We start from the raw sequence: 16,947 nt of genomic DNA, 5'->3' as shown, positions 1-16,947 counted from the left end.
TTAATAGTAGTTTTATCGTAAGTCTATTTTAAAGAACATTAGAAGTCTGCTCTTTGATTTTCTCCAACTCATCCTTCATATTCACTACTAATCGCTGAATAGCAACGTCATTAGCTTTTGAACCGATGGTATTGATTTCACGACCAATTTCCTGAGATAAGAAGTTTAACTTTTTACCATTCCCTTCCTTAACAATCGTCTGGAAATAGTCCAGATGTGTGCGTAGACGTACTTTTTCTTCCGAAATATCGTATTTCTCTACATAATACACCAATTCTTGTTCGAAGCGATTTTTGTCAAAATTTTCATCCTGTAACAAATCACTCACCGATTTACGGAGGCGCTCTCTTACGCCAGGGATACGAGTTTTGTCTAACTCCTCAACTTCCGTTAAGAGGCTACCGATACTCTGTGCATATTCGATAAATTTAGCTTGTACGATAGCTCCTTCTCTAAGTCTAAACTTATTACATTCTTCAACTGCCTTATTTACTGCCTGTACAATCACTTTCCATTCTGCTTCGCTTTGCTCTTCCGAAACAGCGTCGGTATTAAATGCGTTTGGCATCGTTAAGGCAATTTTCAATAGCTCAGTAGTTTCGATGCTTCCGAAAATAGCAGCGGTTTCAGCCAAATCTTTTACGTAAGCTTGTACCAAAACTCTGTTGACCGAAGTGCCAGCGGTTGTATCTGTATATTGTACCTGTAAATTAAATTCTATTTTCCCTCTTTCTAATTGCTGAGTGAGAATATTACGAATCTCGATTTCTCTTGAAGAAAATGTTTTCGGAATACGGCAATATATATCAGTGAATTTAGAGTTCAAGCTTTTGACTTCGGCAGTTACAGTAAGATGATTTGCTTCTACTACTGCCTTCCCGAAGCCTGTCATTGATTTCAACATAGTTATTCAATATTTTACGTTCTATGCAATTTGCAGGTAAAAATTGACTTGTCCAAATAAAAAAGAGGAGGTGTTTGTAATTAAGTATGAGTGTGGAGTCGAGAATGGTGAGTTTGTCTAGAGCTAAAGTTTCCAAACAATGCTAGATCTGGGATTACTGAAATTATGACTATTTTAATATTGGTAAAAAAGAAGCGGTCGAAAATACTTTTCGACCGCTTCTTATACAAATTTACTGCTAGAAAAATCACTAAATCTCTCAATCATCATTCACTCAATTGTGAAGCTAAATACTAAAGTGATTTGATTTTGATACTACGGTACCAAACATCATTGCCGTGATCTTGTAATACGATATGTCCTTTCAAGAATTTACCAAAGTCTGGCATATTTTTGAATTTACTATTTGCGATTAAATCCTTCCAGTTTTGGTCATCCATACGAGTTTCAACTACCTTTACGCCATTCATGAATACCTGAAGGCTTCCTTTGTTACTGATGATTTTAACAGTATTCCATTCACCAACGGCTTTCACTGGTTCTGATGATGACTGAATCAAATCATAAAGGTCGCTTGCACGGTGTTTTTTGATTTTACCATCTGGGTGACCATCGTTGTCGATTACTTGGATTTCAGGACCTGTAAACCATCCGTATCCATATTTTGCATCTTCTTGGCTATTGATATAGATACCACTATTACCATTTGGTGAAATTTTCCATTCGATACTCAATTCAAAGTTTTCGAACTCTTCATTGCTTACCAAGTCACCCGAACCTTCTTTGCCTTTCGAAGTATCATATTTCAAAGCGCCATCTGACACAATCCAGTTGGCTTTTACTTCTTTGCTTTTCCAAGTATGCCAACCTGTAGTAGACTTACCGTCAAACAATAAACGCCATCCTGATTTGATTTCTTTTTTAGAGAGAGTATTTGGAGTTTCTTTAGCTTGTAGGCTAAAAACCGATGCTGAAAGCATTAAGCAAGTAATAAAACTAGTTTTTTTCATGTAATAAAGGGAATTTAGAAAATGGGCTGATTGGGGAAATTGTACAATCATATACAAAAACAAATGTAATACTCAATTCTGAATATTATGACCTGACAAGGAGGGAAACTTTCATTCAATTGCGGATTTGAGATTTCTGATTTCGGAAATACTGGAAAATATATCCGTTTTATAATATATAAAAAATGGGCTTGCAACATCATGTTGCAAGCCCAAAAGCACTGAGTATTTGTTCAAATAAGTTTTAACCTATAATCAAATTACTTTTTCTTTTTTACTTCGAAGAAAATAGCCAATCCCAACAAGCCAACTAAAAAGAACGAAGCAACAAAGTCAATTTTTGAGCCTTTTGCTACTACTTCTGGTTCAAATTTAAACTCGATGGTGTGTTTTCCTGCTGGAACTACTAACGCTCTCAATACGTAGTCGGCACGCAAATGCGGCTTGTATTGTCCGTCGATATAAGCTTTCCAATCTTGGTTACCACGGTAGAAGATTTCAGAGAAAACTGCTAATTGTTCTGAACTTGCGTTTGAGCTATAAGTCAAATGGTTTGGCTTATAGTTGGTAAGAGTAATTTTATTATTAACAGAATCAGTTTTAATCACTGACAAGTTACCTAATTCCGCTTTGAAACGTTGGTCAACAACCGCTGTCTTTTTAGGGTTAAAGTTGGTTAGTGCATTGATTTCTTCATCAGCGGTAGGTACCATTTTGATTTCTTGTACAAACCAAGCATTTCCACAAGCTTCAGGATTTAATTGCACTGTTGGAGTACCTTGAGCACCTGGGACTACTACATACTTCGCATTGAGCATATTTAATACCTGAAGATTCAACGGATTTTTAGAAAGATGATGCTCCACTAATTCTTGGTATCTACGCAATTTTGCTCCGTGGTAACCACCCAATGATTGGTGATAATACGACATTTTGGCATCACCCACAAAGTTTGTTGAAAGGTCTATTACTTTGTAAATGCCTTTGTCTTTCATAATTTCTGCATCAATTGGCGAAGGGGCTGTATTTTCTTCAACTGCTGCTTTGTCGATAAATGAATCATTGTTGAAATAGCGTTTGTCAACTGAAAACAAGTCAAGCGTTACTAATAAAATCAAAACGGGATATAATACTGATTCTTTGATTTTTCCTTTGGCAAATGCCCAAATTGCCGCAGCAGTAATCGTAATGTAGATAAATGTGCGGAAAGCATCTGCGCGCAACAACGAAGCTCTATCTTTTACAATGGCATTAAGGATTTGTGTATCAAAAGACTGATTTCCTGATAACTGGAAGGTAGCGTCGTTTGGAGAACGGAAATTGAAAAACAAATCGGGAAGTAAAGCTAAGATTAATGAGAACCCTGCTGTCAAACCAAAGCTGATAAGCAAATCTTGCTTAATTTGCTCAAATGTCAACTTTTCTTCAACAATACGTTTAATGGCTAATACTGCCATGGTAACCAATGAGAATTGTACAAGACAAAGAATCATAGTCACTGCTCTAAACTTATTGAACATTGGAAAGTAATCAAACATCAAATCATTAAAGAAGAAGTTTTTACCCCATGACAATACGATATATAAAACCGTAGTGCCAATTAGCCAGTATTTCAATGAACCTCTTACTACAAAGCATCCTAGCAAGAACAAAAAGCAGATTACTGCACCGGCGTATGCAGGACCACCAACAAAGCTTTGATCGCCCCAGTAAGCTACACTTCTTTCCGAGAATCCAAGTGCTACTTCTTCTGGCTGTCCGTTATCAAGAAGTACTTTGTATGTTTCAGATTTGTTGCCACCAAGTGAACCACCTGAAGCCCCCCCTCTAAAATTTGGAATAAGTAACGTTCCTGTTTCACCTATACCATAACTCCAGTCAAAAGCATAATCTTTGTCCAAACCACCATTTGACTGCTTATTCGATGTTAATTCTGATTTGCCACGAATTGTTTCTTTCGAATATTCAAGGTTACTCCATAAACGCATAGCGTGGTTTGCTGCACCAACACCTAGCGAACCAGCCAAAATAGCGAGCGAAATAACCAATTGTTTTACTTGACCTGCTTTGATTTTCTCGATGGCTTCTGCTACTATTAAAATTCCCCACGATAGGAATAGATAATAAGTAATCTGAACGTGGTTGGCATATAGCTCCAATCCCATAAATAGGGCAGTAAGCGCCGCACCAATCCAGTATTTGCCTCGCATGATAAGAACTGTACCTGCTAATACTAAAGGAGCAAAGGCAAGAGCTAAAGCTTTTGAGTTATGTCCTGCGGGGATAATCACCATATTAAAAGTACCCAAGGCATAGCCTATGGCTCCCAAAACTGATAGCCAGTTGTTAAGACCAAGTATAATGAGGAAGATATACATCCCAAGCATATTCAAGAATATCATGTTGATAGGGCTAGGGAGTGCATTATTGGCATACTGACCAATCTTGGTTGTAATACTATTAGGGTATTGTGCCGAAATCATATAGGTAGGCATACCCCCAAACATGGAGTTAGTCCACCAAGTGGCTTCACCAGTCGTTTTTCTGAACTCGACAGACTCGTGAGCGGCTGCTTGAGCCATTTGAATATCATGTTGCTGAATGACTTTGCCTTTAAGGGCTGGTGATGCGTAAATCCCTGCCAATACCGCAAAAAATACAATCGCTACAACGTGCGGAAGGAATTTTTTGAATGAAAATTGCATGTTTTGTGATTAAGATTTTCTTGATTTAATGAATACATATCTTATCTGCTATGAAACAAAGATAAAAGGAATCCTTCATTGATAAATGAACTTGTTGGCACTTTCGAGAGTTTTTATATCAGTTTCTTGGACTAATTACGTTATAGCGACAATGATTATTGGATTTTTAAAAGAAAAACAGGCTATTTTTATCGAGTTTTGATTTTTTTCCTCAAAAATTCAAACCATTTATCCTTAACTTTGTCAATACGTATAATAATACTCATAACTAGATATAATGAAAAAGTTGATTTCGATTATCACGTTTGCGGTGGCTGTAAACCTATCTGGTGCCTATGCACAAGACTCAAAAGCTGGCGCAATCATTGATGCTATGCAAAAAAAATATAAGTCGATGAAGTCGTTTAGCGCTACATTTACTTATGGAGCTGACGGTAGTAAGCAATTGCTAAAAGGCGATATTACGGTAAAAGGCCAAAAGTATCGTCTAAAACTAGCTGGTCAGGAATTATTTAATAACGGCAAAGACGTTGCAACTTATATTAAGGAGACTAACGAAGTTAATATCTCCGAATACGAACCAAGCGAAAATGACTTAAATCCAGCAAAGGTTTATTCTTTCGATAAGAAAGGATACAAGTATACTTTTGCAGGTGAAGCTAAGGAAGGAGCCAATACTTTTGAACTAGTAGAGCTTTCTCCTGAAAAAAAGGGTGGTCAAGTTTCGAAGGTAAAAATTAAAGTAAATAAAGCAGACAAATCCGTTGGTGGTTGGACAATCATTGACAAGAGTGGAAAGCGTCAAACATTCAATGTGATTAAATTTAATCCTAATACAAATGTTGATGACAAATTCTTTTCATTCGACAAATCGAAATATCCAGGTGTAGAGATTAATGATCTTCGCTAGATAATAGACATAAAAAAAGGCTAACTCAGTAATGAGTTAGCCTTTTTTTATTGAAATATCGGATCTGGATTTTCGGAATGGTGAGTTGCTATTTTTTAAGAAAATATATTCCTTAATTGTTGAGAATTCTTCGTACGTTACTAATTCACAATTCAGCACTAATACTTATTCTGGTTTTCTCAACAACCACAATCCAATAAAGGTAATAGCTCCGTTTACTAATAGTTTCTCAAAGCCGAATTGATAGCCATTCAACCATGCTTGTGAGTTACTATCAATAATGTACGTCAGAATTGGAGAGGCAACACACAAATAGGGAACTAACTTGTCTTTTACAGGAGTCTTTGTAAATAAACCAAATGAAAATAAGCCTAACAACGGACCATAAGTGTATCCAGCGATATTAAATACTGCCGAAACGATAGACTGTTCACTAAAAGCATAGAAAATCATAATTACGACAAAGAACAAAGCTGAAAAGCCTATATGTACATAATGCTTGATTTTGGTACGTTGTGATTCCTCAAATTTTTCGATGTGCATAAAGTCAATGCAAAAGGCAGTCGTCAATGCCGTAAGCGCCGAATCAGAACTTGCATAAGTCGCTGCTGTGATTCCTAGTAAAAATGTGATAGCAGCTACGGTTCCAAAATGTCCACCCAATGCCAACATTGGATACAACTGGTCGGTTTTGGTAGGGATAGCAAACCCAATTTTATCTGCATAGATATACAACAATGCTCCTAAAGCGATAAACATTAATGTTACTACCGCAAACGTACAGCAAAACCAAAACATATTCTTTTGCGCTTCGCCAATGTTTTTGCAAGTAAGATTCTTTTGCATAAGATCTTGATCGAGTCCTGTCATTACGATGGCAATAAAGGCTCCAGAGATAAAATCTTTAACAAAATGATGTTTGTAAGAGAAATCATCAAAGAAAAACATTTTCGAATATTTACTCTCCTGAATTGTTGAAATCATTCCAGAGAAACTTAACCCAAGTTTATCGTTGATTAAGATAATCGTTAAGGCTAAAGCGGTCAATAAGAAGAATGTTTGTAAGGTATCTGTTACAATAATCGTTTTGACACCTCCTTTGTAGGTATATACCCATATTAGGGAGATGGTAACCAATGCTGATACGGCAAAAGGAACATGCCAATTGTCGAATATTGCTAACTGTAAAACCTGTACCGCCAAAAATAAACGTGCTGCTGAGCCCAAGGTACGTGCTAGTAGAAAGAATGCGGAACCCGTTTTATATGACCAAAAACCAAAGCGTTTTTCCAAATAGGTATAAATAGAAATTAGATTCAATTTATAGTAAAGAGGAAGCAATACAGTTGCAATGACAAAGTATCCAACGAGATTTCCTAAAATGATTTGGTAATAGGAAAGTGAAACTTTTCCGACATCTCCGGGCACAGAAATGAACGTAACACCCGAAATAGATGTTCCAATCATACCAAAGGCAACTAGCCACCAAGGAGATTGTTTATTAGCCGTAAAAAATGTATTTGTATCTGCTCCTTTTGACGTAAAGTGTGCAACAACGATTAGAAGTAAGAAGTAAACTGCCAATATGCCAAAGGCCAATCCTGTGCTCATAATTTTTAAGGTTGAGTTGATAAGTAATTGCTTTAATTGGGTGGTTGATAATAAGAAAATAATACTCCCTTGGTATCAAAAATGAAAGGCAAAATTGATATTTTTTGTTAAATTTGCTAATAGAGCGAAGAATATATTTCTAAGCTCATTATTAATGCGTTATAATCCAATAAGTTAAAAATAATAAATATTTCACAGATGCGCCCATTTGAACAATTTGAAGAAGAAGTAGATGTACTGGAAGATGTCAAAGATACCGACCAATATGACTTAGTAGTCTTCAATGATGATGTCAACACGTTTGATTATGTTATCGAAACGTTGATTGACGTTTGTGGACACACCCCAGAACAAGCAGAACAGTGTACTATCTTGATTCACTTCAAGGGTAAATGTTCTGTAAAAAAAGGTTCTTTTGATGAATTAGCCCCAATGCGCAATGATATTTGTCGCAGAGGTCTTTCTGCTGAGGTCATGTAATATTGACTGTTGCTTGTCCTTATTAATTGCTTACCACGTTGAATTATCCATCCAAATTAATTGAACAGGCTATTGACGAAATAGCCAAGTTGCCGGGCATAGGTAAAAAATCCGCTCTGCGTATGGCTTTGCATTTGCTTAAACGAGATGAAAAGCATACGTTAAAACTAGCGGAGGCTATCGTTGCGATGCGTACACAGATTCGTTATTGCGAACAATGTCATAATATTTCAGATACCGAAATTTGTGGAATCTGCGCTAACCAAAAGCGAGAAGCTTCACTAATTTGTGTAGTCGAAGATGCTCGTGACGTATTAGCTATCGAAAATACTTCCCAATACAGAGGTTTATATCATGTACTAGGAGGTATTATCTCTCCACTAGAGGGTGTAGGTCCCGCAGATTTGAAAATCGAATCTTTGATTAACAGAATAACAACCTCTCAAAATACGGAGAATCCCATTACAGAAATTATCCTCGGGCTCAGTCCTACGATGGAAGGAGATACAACGGCTTTTTATTTGACTAAACGTATTAAGCCATTTGGTGTCAAAATCACAACCATCGCAAGAGGTATCCCTATTGGAGGTGATTTGGAGTATGCCGATGAGATTACACTTGGTCGTAGTATCGTCAGTCGCATTGCTTATGAGTAACAATGTTTAGGGTATGTTACCCGTTTTACTGAGTACAAGAATACTTAAACTTATATATACTTATGAACCGTAAGAGCTTTTTAAAATCAGCATTTGCTTCTGCTTTTGCTTTGTCAGGATTAAAATCATGGGGTTTTGGTAGAAAATCTAACTACAACCAGTTTTTACCTTCTTTGACACTTGAGCAAGTTTCATTAGAAACCGCTCCATATTCATTAGCAGCGCTTCCTTACGCTCCCGAAAGCTTGGAACCGAATATCGATAAGCTTACCATGGAAATTCACCATGGTCGTCACCATAAAGCTTATGTTGATAATTTGAATAAAGCAGTTGCAGGTACTCCAGCTGAGAAACTAACATTGTTAGAGCTGGTCAAAGATGCCGGTAAACAGCCTGTTGCTATCCGTAACAACGGCGGAGGCCACTGGAATCACACATTTTTCTGGAATGTTCTTTCTCCAAAGGGAGGAGGCGCTCCAAAGGGTGATTTAGCCAAAGCTATAGAATCAACTTTTGGTTCGTTTGATAAATTTAAAGAAGAATTTGGCAAAGCGGCAACTACTCGTTTTGGTTCAGGCTGGGCTTGGTTGATTGTTCAGGATAAAAAATTGGTGATTTCATCAACACCAAACCAAGACAATCCTTTAATGGACGTTGCTGAGAAAAAAGGACAGCCTATCTTGGGACTTGATGTATGGGAGCATGCCTACTATTTGAAGTACCAAAATAAACGTGCTGACTACGTAACGGCGTTCTGGAATGTAGTAAATTGGGACGAAGTCTCTAAAAATTTTGAAAATGCTTTGAAATAGGTTTTGTTAAATTCCAACTTAGTGAGACCTTTGTATCCCCATTTTTGTTTTATCAAGGATGGGGATTTTTCATCATAAAACTTATGTAAGTTATGAATTCAGAAACACTTCTCGACACAATTCCATCGCTTGACCTTGCAGACTTCCTTTCGGGAGATGCAGAGCGTAGAGCCAAATTTGTTCAAGAATTAGGCTCAGCATTTAATAATATTGGTTTTGTTGCCATCAAAAATCATGGTTTAACAGATGAACTTACTGCTAAACTTTATGAGGTAGTTCAAAAGTTCTTTTATTCTGACGACGAATTAAAGTTTAAATATGTAGTTCCGGGTATTGCTGGGCAAAGAGGTTATGTAGCGAAAGGAAAGGAAACAGCAAAAGGTTTTAAAGTAGCAGATTTAAAAGAGTTTTACCATATCGGTCAGCCTAAGATTGATGATGGCGATCCTATTTGGGCTGAATACCCTGATAATGTTTTTCCTTCAGAACAACCTGAATTTGAGCAATACACCGTGGAGGCTTACAATACGCTTCAAGTAGCGGGTAAAAACTTGCTTCGTGCTATTGCGATTTACTTAGAATTGCCAGAAGATTATTTTGAAGACAAGGTAAGGCATGGTAATTCTATCTTAAGAGCAATTCATTATTTTCCTATCCTCAATCCAGATGATATGCCAGAAGGCGCTGTTCGTGCTGCTGCTCACGGCGATATTAATTTGATTACGCTATTGATGGGTGCTTCTGCTGAAGGGTTGGAGGTTTTACGTCGTGACGGTGTTTGGATTCCAATTACCTCACTTCCAGAATATGTTATTGTGAATGTAGGTGATATGCTCGATCGTTTGACAAACCATAAACTTAAATCTACGATTCACCGTGTGGTAAATCCACCGAAGGAAAAACTTGGCACATCACGTTTTTCTATACCGTTCTTTATGCACCCACGTTCTGAAATGGATTTGACTTGTTTAGACTCTTGCGTAAATGCTGAGAATCCTAAATTATATGTAGATATGACAGCAGGCGAATTTTTGAACGAGCGTCTGATTGAATTGGGATTAAAAAAATAAATTTTAGTACTTTATGCCTACTTAGGTTTGTCTTTGACTTGTTTAATCAAAACAAATTTAAGAATTTAGCGAAGCGTTTGAGAATGAGTGGGTTCTTTTTCTCAAACGCTTTACATTATTAAACGCCGTTGGAAGGAATGTACTTTTGGGCATTCTTGCTTGCATCTGATGAAACTTTCTAAGCATTATGATTTCTTAAAAGACGTTCTTGTCTTAGCCTTTACAACTTTTGGTGGTCCACAGGTGCATCTCGCTATGTTCATTAATCGATTGGTACATAAGAAAAAGTACTTAACCGAGGAGGAACTGTTAGAAATTCAAGCGTTGTGCTCGTTTTTACCTGGCCCCAGCTCTACTCAGACGCTTATTGCGGTTGGATATAAACTAGGAGGCCCGAACTTAGCTTACCTAACCTTATTTTTGTGGATTGCTCCAGCAGTTACCATCATGACGATGGCAGCCTTCGGAATGACCTATCTCGAAAATCGCGAAATTGTTCGATTTATTCAACCTATCGGTATTGCCTTTATTATTCACTCTGGGATTTTGTTAGGAAAATTGGTGTTGAAAAATACCTCTAACTATGTTCTCATGGTTCTGGTGGCTGCATTTGCCTTTTATTTCCAATCTCCTTGGGTTTGTCCTATTGCACTTATTGTCAGTGGCACGGTTACTTCCTTTAATTACAAAGATCATCCTCGTCAGAATAAGCATCGCATGATAATTCCTTGGGCGAATTTCAATCTGTTTTGGGGATTTCTGGTGTTTTTAGCTTTGCTGGGGCATTTTACAGATTCAATGCCGCTTTTACTATTTGAAAATTTTTATCGCAATGGAAGCCTTGTATTTGGCGGAGGACAGGTGCTAGCACCAATGCTTTTTACAGAATTTGTAGAGTTTAAAGAGTTGATTCGTAGTGATGATTTTCTTACAGGTATGGCTCTGTCACAAGCATTACCTGGTCCCGTATTCGCCTTTACTTCTTATCTTGGGACACTTGCGATGAAAGGGCATGGTATCGGAGAGCAATTACTTGGAAGTGCGGTTGGAGCAGCAGGTATTTTTCTTCCAGGGACTTTTTTAATTTTCTTTGTTTATCGTATTTGGGGACAATTAAAGCAGTTTAGGGCTATTAGAGCTTCTTTGGATGGGATTAACTCTGCTTCTGTTGGTCTCACCTTAGGCGCAGCAGTTTCCTTCTTAGAACCTATCTTAGTTCAGAAAGACTGGCTTGGCATAGGTACAATCTTGGTAACACTCTTGATTATTAGATTTACAAAAATACCAAGCTTCTATATTTTCCTTGGAGGTTTGGCTATTGGTTTGATAGTTTATCTTTAGTCTCTCTTAAATCAAAAAAGCGGTCGAAAATACTTTTCGACCGCTTTTTTGATACTTGAATATCGGATGATATATTATTAGATGCAAAGCATTACTACCTTACTTCAACAAGTTTAACAAGTATTTTCCGTAACCACTTTTTACTAATGGTGTAGCGACGGTACGTAATTGTTCTGCATCGATAAAGCCCATTCTGTAGGCTACTTCTTCAATACAACCAATTTTAAGTCCTTGACGCTCCTCGATTACTTGAACAAATTGACCTGCTTGCATCAACGAAGCAAAAGTTCCTGTATCTAACCATGCAGTACCTCTATTCAAAACGCCAACTTTCAATTTACCTCTTTCCAAATAAACCTTGTTCACGTCTGTAATTTCGTACTCTCCGCGAGGCGATGGTGCTATGTTTTTAGCAATTTCAACTACCTCATTGTCGTAGAAATATAATCCTGGAACAGCATAGTTTGATTTTGGCTCTGTTGGTTTTTCCTCAATAGAAAGAACATTAAAGTCATTATCAAATTCTACCACACCATAACGTTCTGGGTCATGTACTTGGTAGGCATATACAACACCTCCATCTGGGTCGTTGTTAGCTTGCAATAATTTACTCAAACCTGAACCGTAGAAGATATTATCACCTAACACTAAGGCAACTTTATCATTTCCAATGAATTCCTCTCCAATCACAAAAGCCTGCGCCAAGCCGTTTGGTTCTGGTTGAACTGCGTAGCTGAATTTGCAACCAATTTGTGAACCGTCACCCAATAATTTTTCGAAATTAGGGAGGTCGTGTGGGGTTGAGATAATCAAAATTTCTTTAATACCCGCCAACATCAAAATTGACAGAGGGTAATAAATCATCGGCTTGTCATAAACAGGCATTAACTGTTTACTTACGGCCAAAGTTAAAGGATGAAGTCGGGTGCCTGAGCCACCAGCTAAAATAATACCTTTCATATCAATATCGGTTTATTAACGATTCTCGTACATGGTTTCGTAATACTTTTGGTAATTACCAGAAGTTACGTTGTCCAACCATTCTGTATTAGCTAAGAACCAATCTACGGTTTTCTCCAAACCTTCTTCAAACTGAAGAGATGGTTCCCAACCTAACTCTTTCATGATTTTGTTTGCATCAATGGCATAACGCAAATCATGACCAGCACGGTCAGTTACATAAGTGATGAGTTGTTCAGAAGTACCTTCTGCACGTCCCAATTTTTTATCCATAACCGAGCAAAGAAGTTTTACTAGGTCAATGTTTTTCCATTCGTTAAAACCACCAATATTGTAAGTCTCACCAAGGACGCCTTTGTGGTATACCGTATCAATTGCACGAGCATGGTCAATTACAAATAACCAATCACGGACGTTCTCTCCCTTACCATATACAGGTAGAGGTTTGTTATTGAGGATATTATGAATCATCAAAGGAATCAACTTCTCAGGGAAGTGATTAGGTCCGTAATTGTTTGAACAGTTGGTAATCACTACAGGCATTTTGTAGGTATTTCCATATGCTCTCACAAAATGGTCTGAAGATGCTTTTGAAGCAGAATATGGAGAACGAGGGTCATAAGCTGTAGTTTCAGTAAAGAAATCTTCAGGATTATGCAATTCACCATAAACTTCATCTGTTGAAACATGGTAAAATCTTTTGCCATCATAATTGCCTTTCCAAGTATTTTTGGCAGCGTTCAACAGGTTTACAGTACCAACTACATTTGTCAAAACAAAAGCCATTGGGTCTGTAATTGAACGGTCTACGTGTGACTCGGCAGCAAGGTGAATAACACCGTCAAAATTATGTTCAGCAAAAAGTGCGTCAACAAATGGGGCATCTACCAAATCGCCTTTTACAAAAGTATAGTTTGGTTGATTTTCGATATCTGTCAAGTTTGCCAAATTACCTGCATAAGTCAATTTATCAAGATTGAAGATTTGGTATTCTGGGTACTTGGTCACAAACAACCTTACCACATGAGAGCCGATAAAACCAGCGCCACCTGTAATGAGAATTTTTTTCATTGTATTATTTTTCTAATAAAATTACTTACGATTTACCACAGCAAGTTGCCATTTCCAAGCATCGCCAAGTGCCTCTGTCAAAGTTTTTTCAGCTTTCCAACCCAAAATCTCGTTAGATTTGCTACAATCAGCATACACTGCTGTAACATCACCCTCTCTTCTTGGTTTAATCGCATAATCCACTTTCAAGCCAGTAGCTGTTTCAAAAGCTGTGATTACTTCCAAAACCGAGCTACCTGTACCAGTGCCGATATTGAAATAATCATAATATGTTGTCTTTTCTTGTTGTTTCAATAAAAGTGCCAAAGCCGCAACGTGTGCTTTTGCCAAGTCTACTACATGGATGTAATCACGAATTGCAGTACCGTCGGCAGTAGGATAATCATCACCAAATACGGATAATTGTCCACGCAAACCTGCTACCGTTTGAGTAATGAAAGGTACTAAATTGGCAGGAACTCCCAAAGGCAATTCACCGATTAGTGTACTTTCATGTGCTCCAATTGGGTTAAAATATCTGAGTGAAATGGCTTTCAACCCTCTGTTTGTAGCAACAGTGTCTTTGATAATTTCTTCACAAATCTGTTTTGTGTTTCCGTATGGGGAGTTTGCAGGCTGTACCTTTGATAGTTCTGTTACTGGTAATGCCTCAGGCTGACCATAAACAGTACACGATGAAGAAAATACTAGATTGGAAACTTTATGTTCCTCCATTTTTTCTAACATCAAAACAGTAGCAGCTACGTTATTTCTGTAATATTTCAACGGCTCACTTACCGACTCTCCAACTGCCTTGAATGCAGCAAAGTGAATAATACCATCAATTTTATTTTCTGTAAAAACTTTATCCCAAGCAGCAGGGTCGTTAATATCTGCCTCATAGCATGTTACTGGTTTCCCAATAATAGTTTCGAGTCCCGCAAGCACCGCTTTTTCAGAATTTGAAAAGTTGTCGAAGATAATAGATTCATAGCCAGCGTGATGTAGCTCAACAACAGTGTGTGAGCCGATGAATCCAGCCCCTCCAGTTACAAGTATTTTCATCATGGTAAGATTAAGAAAGATTTGCTTTCAATAACAAAGTTAATAATATCGAAATCTAAAAAAAATTATATTTTTGAATTGTGAGTATTTGGTAATATTTATCAAGTTTTGTAGCAACTTTTCAGATAATATTTACCTTTAAAACAGCTTTATTTTTTAGAATTTTCAGTACAAATTTACAATTTTCAAGCCAAAAATAGGCTTGAAATTCTCCTGATTAAGGACGATAAGGCGTTTGTAGAATAAGGTCTAATAGCCTATTGGTTGACTAATTTACATTTGTAAATTATTGATTATCAGTGTGTTATATGTTAGTGGCTGATTTTTCCACCTTCCTCAAGACTTCATGTACAAACGGTTGTGCTAATACCATTTGCCTCTATGGGCAAGAAATAATAATTCTCCAAAAATAGATGGAGATGTGAACTCATTCGCTTAAATTGTGTTTATCAAATATTATGAGTTTTTGATGAAGGATTTTTAAAATATTACCTAAATAGAGGAGTGAGGTATAGATAAAATACCGTACTGTAAACAAAAGCTTATTCATAAATTATAATGTCTATTTTATGGAGTTGAGAGATTCAGAACTGAAGGCCTTAGTTTCGTTATTGGATGACGATGATTCGGAGGTGGTAACGATGGTTGAATCAAAGATTAAATCTTTGGGGGGAAATATTATACCATATTTAGAAGACAGATGGGAGGAGTCCTCGCTGAGTCCTGTTATTCAGAGAAAGTTAGAGGATTTAATTCATGATTTACAATTTAATTCTTTCGAAAAAAGGGTAGTTGAATGGTATGATACGGGAGCGCAGGATATTTTGAAAGGCATGTGGGCTATCGCAACCTATCAATATCCAGAACTTTCTTTGGAAAAACTAGAAGCTGATATTAATGCATTATATCTGGATGCATGGACTGAATTAAGAGATGATATGCATCCGATGGATCAGATTAAAGCATTAAATCATGTGTTTTTTTCGAAGCATAAATTTGGCGCAAATACCAAACATTTTCATTCAGCATCTAACTCGATGATCAACGTGGTATTAGATTCGCACCGAGGAAATCCAATTTCCTTGTGTGTGATTTATATGCTTGTTGCTCAGAAACTTAAAATGCCGATTTATGGTGTAAATCTTCCTAATTTGTTCATTCTGACTTACAAAACAGAGAAGGTACAGTTTTACATTAATGTGTTTAATAGGGGACTAGTTTTTAGTAAAACCGACATTGATAATTATTTGCAACAGTTGAATATAGGTCAAGAAGAGATTTTTTATCAACCTTGTGAAAATATCGACATTGTCAGACGAGTGTTGCGAAACTTAATTATTGCTTTTGAAAAAATAGGCGATACAGAAAAAGTAAAAGAATTAGATGCAATTTTGATGCAATTAATAGCCTAAGAAAAATAAGTTATCCCGAATTTTAGGATTGGGATTATTCTCTAGGTTTTCATCAAAAAAGCGGTCGGAAAATAGTTTCCGACCGCTTTTTTGATGCTGAAATGGGTGAACTCTAGATGCAAAGTATTGCGTCTCTACCATAAAATTCATATTGAAAATAATCACTCATTTACTCAATCACAACTCACTCAATTTATACAGTCACAGTTAGGATATATTCTTCCCAATAAAAAACTTTTAAAGCTAGTTCTTCTTTCACTTCTTCAAAATCCACATAACCTACAATCTGATCGGTTTTACTTACGAATGGTTTGATATAAATATTATCTCTCAAGCTCATTTTCTTTTTGCCGTACCATTTGTACAAACTTTCTTTCGCACACCAGTAAACGCCAATTTGTTCTGGAGTTCCATCGAGCGCATTTATCTCATTTTCAGACAAAAAGCGTTTGGCTACTCGTTCCAACTTACTAGAAATTTTCTCAGTATCTAAGCCAACAGGCTTTTCCAAATCGATACTAATGGCAGCAAATTTTTCTGCATGAGTTATCGAGATATTTGCATAATGATTTACTAAACAAGGATTCGAAAATTCGTCTTTCCAAACACCTAAAAACTCAATTCCCATTTCTTGACATGCAAATTTTAAGCAAGTTCTACTTGCTAGCCATTCTAGTTGCTTTTGAGGATGCGTGCTATTAGATAATTCTTCAATTTGATTTTTAGAAATACCTAGATATGCTGTATAAAATGAAATATCTTCCTCAATTTTCCAGACACAAAGAATTTGACTTTTGCTTAGTTTTTGATTAAAAAAAATGGGCATAAATAGCGTTTGATTGAAATGAACTTCAAATTTCAGAAACTTTTTAAACTCTTCAAAACCTTTTATAGGAGTTTTGAGGTTGGTAAGAAAACAAGTACTTTTGTACTATAAAACCTTGTTTGTTCAACCAAATGA

At 36.8% G+C, this 16,947-nt stretch carries 15 protein-coding genes; 7 read left to right on the top strand and 8 right to left on the bottom strand.

Going from position 1 to position 16,947, the window contains the following annotated elements:
• Positions 1 to 28: 28 nt before the first annotated feature.
• The 3 genes from QM524_RS04575 to QM524_RS04565 all read right to left on the bottom strand — a co-directional run bounded on the left by QM524_RS04575 (position 29) and on the right by QM524_RS04565 (position 4,619).
• Entirely contained in the window at positions 29 to 904 is an 876-nt protein-coding gene (locus QM524_RS04575) for a YicC/YloC family endoribonuclease (protein WP_166578172.1), read from the bottom strand.
• Between the two features lie 293 nt (positions 905 to 1,197).
• Complete coding sequence (locus QM524_RS04570) at positions 1,198 to 1,914, bottom strand: 3-keto-disaccharide hydrolase (protein WP_095165393.1); 717 nt, start codon at positions 1,912 to 1,914, stop codon at positions 1,198 to 1,200.
• A 260-nt stretch (positions 1,915 to 2,174) separates the two neighbouring features.
• On the bottom strand, positions 2,175 to 4,619 hold the full coding sequence (locus tag QM524_RS04565; RefSeq protein WP_283343675.1) for a hypothetical protein: 2,445 nt from the start codon (positions 4,617 to 4,619) through the stop codon (positions 2,175 to 2,177).
• A gap of 277 nt (positions 4,620 to 4,896) precedes the next feature.
• On the opposite strand from QM524_RS04565, the gene QM524_RS04560 reads away from it, so the two are divergent.
• On the top strand, positions 4,897 to 5,529 hold the full coding sequence (locus QM524_RS04560; RefSeq protein ID WP_283343674.1) for a LolA family protein: 633 nt from the start codon (positions 4,897 to 4,899) through the stop codon (positions 5,527 to 5,529).
• A 165-nt stretch (positions 5,530 to 5,694) separates the two neighbouring features.
• Here the strand turns inward: QM524_RS04560 and QM524_RS04555 are convergent, their stop codons facing one another.
• The gene (locus QM524_RS04555; protein ID WP_283343673.1) at positions 5,695 to 7,140 is read right to left on the bottom strand and encodes a sodium:solute symporter; all 1,446 of its coding nucleotides are present in this window, start codon (positions 7,138 to 7,140) and stop codon (positions 5,695 to 5,697) included.
• 198 nt (positions 7,141 to 7,338) lie between these two features.
• Between QM524_RS04555 and QM524_RS04550 the strand changes: the two genes are divergently transcribed.
• The 5 genes from QM524_RS04550 to chrA all read left to right on the top strand — a co-directional run bounded on the left by QM524_RS04550 (position 7,339) and on the right by chrA (position 11,499).
• Entirely contained in the window at positions 7,339 to 7,620 is a 282-nt protein-coding gene (locus QM524_RS04550) for an ATP-dependent Clp protease adaptor ClpS (RefSeq protein ID WP_166550149.1), read from the top strand.
• A 38-nt stretch (positions 7,621 to 7,658) separates the two neighbouring features.
• The gene (gene recR / locus QM524_RS04545) at positions 7,659 to 8,276 is read left to right on the top strand and encodes a recombination mediator RecR (RefSeq protein ID WP_095165905.1); all 618 of its coding nucleotides are present in this window, start codon (positions 7,659 to 7,661) and stop codon (positions 8,274 to 8,276) included.
• 62 nt (positions 8,277 to 8,338) lie between these two features.
• On the top strand, positions 8,339 to 9,088 hold the full coding sequence (locus tag QM524_RS04540) for a superoxide dismutase (protein ID WP_283343672.1): 750 nt from the start codon (positions 8,339 to 8,341) through the stop codon (positions 9,086 to 9,088).
• 92 nt (positions 9,089 to 9,180) lie between these two features.
• The gene (locus QM524_RS04535) at positions 9,181 to 10,158 is read left to right on the top strand and encodes an isopenicillin N synthase family dioxygenase (protein WP_283343671.1); all 978 of its coding nucleotides are present in this window, start codon (positions 9,181 to 9,183) and stop codon (positions 10,156 to 10,158) included.
• A 168-nt stretch (positions 10,159 to 10,326) separates the two neighbouring features.
• The gene (gene chrA / locus QM524_RS04530; RefSeq protein WP_283343670.1) at positions 10,327 to 11,499 is read left to right on the top strand and encodes a chromate efflux transporter; all 1,173 of its coding nucleotides are present in this window, start codon (positions 10,327 to 10,329) and stop codon (positions 11,497 to 11,499) included.
• Between the two features lie 99 nt (positions 11,500 to 11,598).
• Here the strand turns inward: chrA and rfbA are convergent, their stop codons facing one another.
• Genes rfbA through galE form a run of 3 tightly spaced genes read right to left on the bottom strand, consistent with a single transcriptional unit; the run spans position 11,599 to position 14,574 of the window.
• Positions 11,599 to 12,459 (bottom strand): glucose-1-phosphate thymidylyltransferase RfbA, encoded by an 861-nt coding sequence (gene rfbA / locus QM524_RS04525; RefSeq protein WP_166578177.1) that lies wholly within the window; start codon positions 12,457 to 12,459, stop codon positions 11,599 to 11,601.
• A 15-nt stretch (positions 12,460 to 12,474) separates the two neighbouring features.
• Positions 12,475 to 13,530 carry a dTDP-glucose 4,6-dehydratase gene (rfbB, locus tag QM524_RS04520; protein WP_095165376.1) on the bottom strand — a complete coding sequence of 352 codons (1,056 nt, stop codon included), beginning with the start codon at positions 13,528 to 13,530 and terminating at the stop codon, positions 12,475 to 12,477.
• A gap of 21 nt (positions 13,531 to 13,551) precedes the next feature.
• Positions 13,552 to 14,574 (bottom strand): UDP-glucose 4-epimerase GalE, encoded by a 1,023-nt coding sequence (galE, locus tag QM524_RS04515; RefSeq protein ID WP_095165903.1) that lies wholly within the window; start codon positions 14,572 to 14,574, stop codon positions 13,552 to 13,554.
• A gap of 575 nt (positions 14,575 to 15,149) precedes the next feature.
• Between galE and QM524_RS04510 the strand changes: the two genes are divergently transcribed.
• Positions 15,150 to 15,986 (top strand): transglutaminase-like domain-containing protein, encoded by an 837-nt coding sequence (locus QM524_RS04510; protein ID WP_283343723.1) that lies wholly within the window; start codon positions 15,150 to 15,152, stop codon positions 15,984 to 15,986.
• 193 nt (positions 15,987 to 16,179) lie between these two features.
• Here the strand turns inward: QM524_RS04510 and QM524_RS04505 are convergent, their stop codons facing one another.
• Positions 16,180 to 16,812 (bottom strand): 4'-phosphopantetheinyl transferase family protein, encoded by a 633-nt coding sequence (locus QM524_RS04505; protein WP_283343669.1) that lies wholly within the window; start codon positions 16,810 to 16,812, stop codon positions 16,180 to 16,182.
• Between the last annotated feature and the right edge of the window lie 135 nt (positions 16,813 to 16,947).

It is taken from the genome of Flectobacillus roseus (assembly GCF_030056595.1).
GTDB lineage: Bacteria > Bacteroidota > Bacteroidia > Cytophagales > Spirosomataceae > Flectobacillus > Flectobacillus roseus.
This window is presented reverse-complemented; position numbering and strand designations above follow the sequence as displayed.

Coding starts and splice junctions, on each gene's coding strand:
- QM524_RS04575 (WP_166578172.1), bottom strand. CDS start 904: ATGTTGAAATCAATGACAGGCTTCGGGAAGGCAGTAGTAGAAGCAAAT.
- QM524_RS04570 (WP_095165393.1), bottom strand. CDS start 1,914: ATGAAAAAAACTAGTTTTATTACTTGCTTAATGCTTTCAGCATCGGTT.
- QM524_RS04565 (WP_283343675.1), bottom strand. CDS start 4,619: ATGCAATTTTCATTCAAAAAATTCCTTCCGCACGTTGTAGCGATTGTA.
- QM524_RS04560 (WP_283343674.1), top strand. CDS start 4,897: ATGAAAAAGTTGATTTCGATTATCACGTTTGCGGTGGCTGTAAACCTA.
- QM524_RS04555 (WP_283343673.1), bottom strand. CDS start 7,140: ATGAGCACAGGATTGGCCTTTGGCATATTGGCAGTTTACTTCTTACTT.
- QM524_RS04550 (WP_166550149.1), top strand. CDS start 7,339: ATGCGCCCATTTGAACAATTTGAAGAAGAAGTAGATGTACTGGAAGAT.
- QM524_RS04540 (WP_283343672.1), top strand. CDS start 8,339: ATGAACCGTAAGAGCTTTTTAAAATCAGCATTTGCTTCTGCTTTTGCT.
- QM524_RS04535 (WP_283343671.1), top strand. CDS start 9,181: ATGAATTCAGAAACACTTCTCGACACAATTCCATCGCTTGACCTTGCA.
- chrA (WP_283343670.1), top strand. CDS start 10,327: ATGAAACTTTCTAAGCATTATGATTTCTTAAAAGACGTTCTTGTCTTA.
- rfbA (WP_166578177.1), bottom strand. CDS start 12,459: ATGAAAGGTATTATTTTAGCTGGTGGCTCAGGCACCCGACTTCATCCT.
- rfbB (WP_095165376.1), bottom strand. CDS start 13,530: ATGAAAAAAATTCTCATTACAGGTGGCGCTGGTTTTATCGGCTCTCAT.
- galE (WP_095165903.1), bottom strand. CDS start 14,574: ATGAAAATACTTGTAACTGGAGGGGCTGGATTCATCGGCTCACACACT.
- QM524_RS04505 (WP_283343669.1), bottom strand. CDS start 16,812: ATGCCCATTTTTTTTAATCAAAAACTAAGCAAAAGTCAAATTCTTTGT.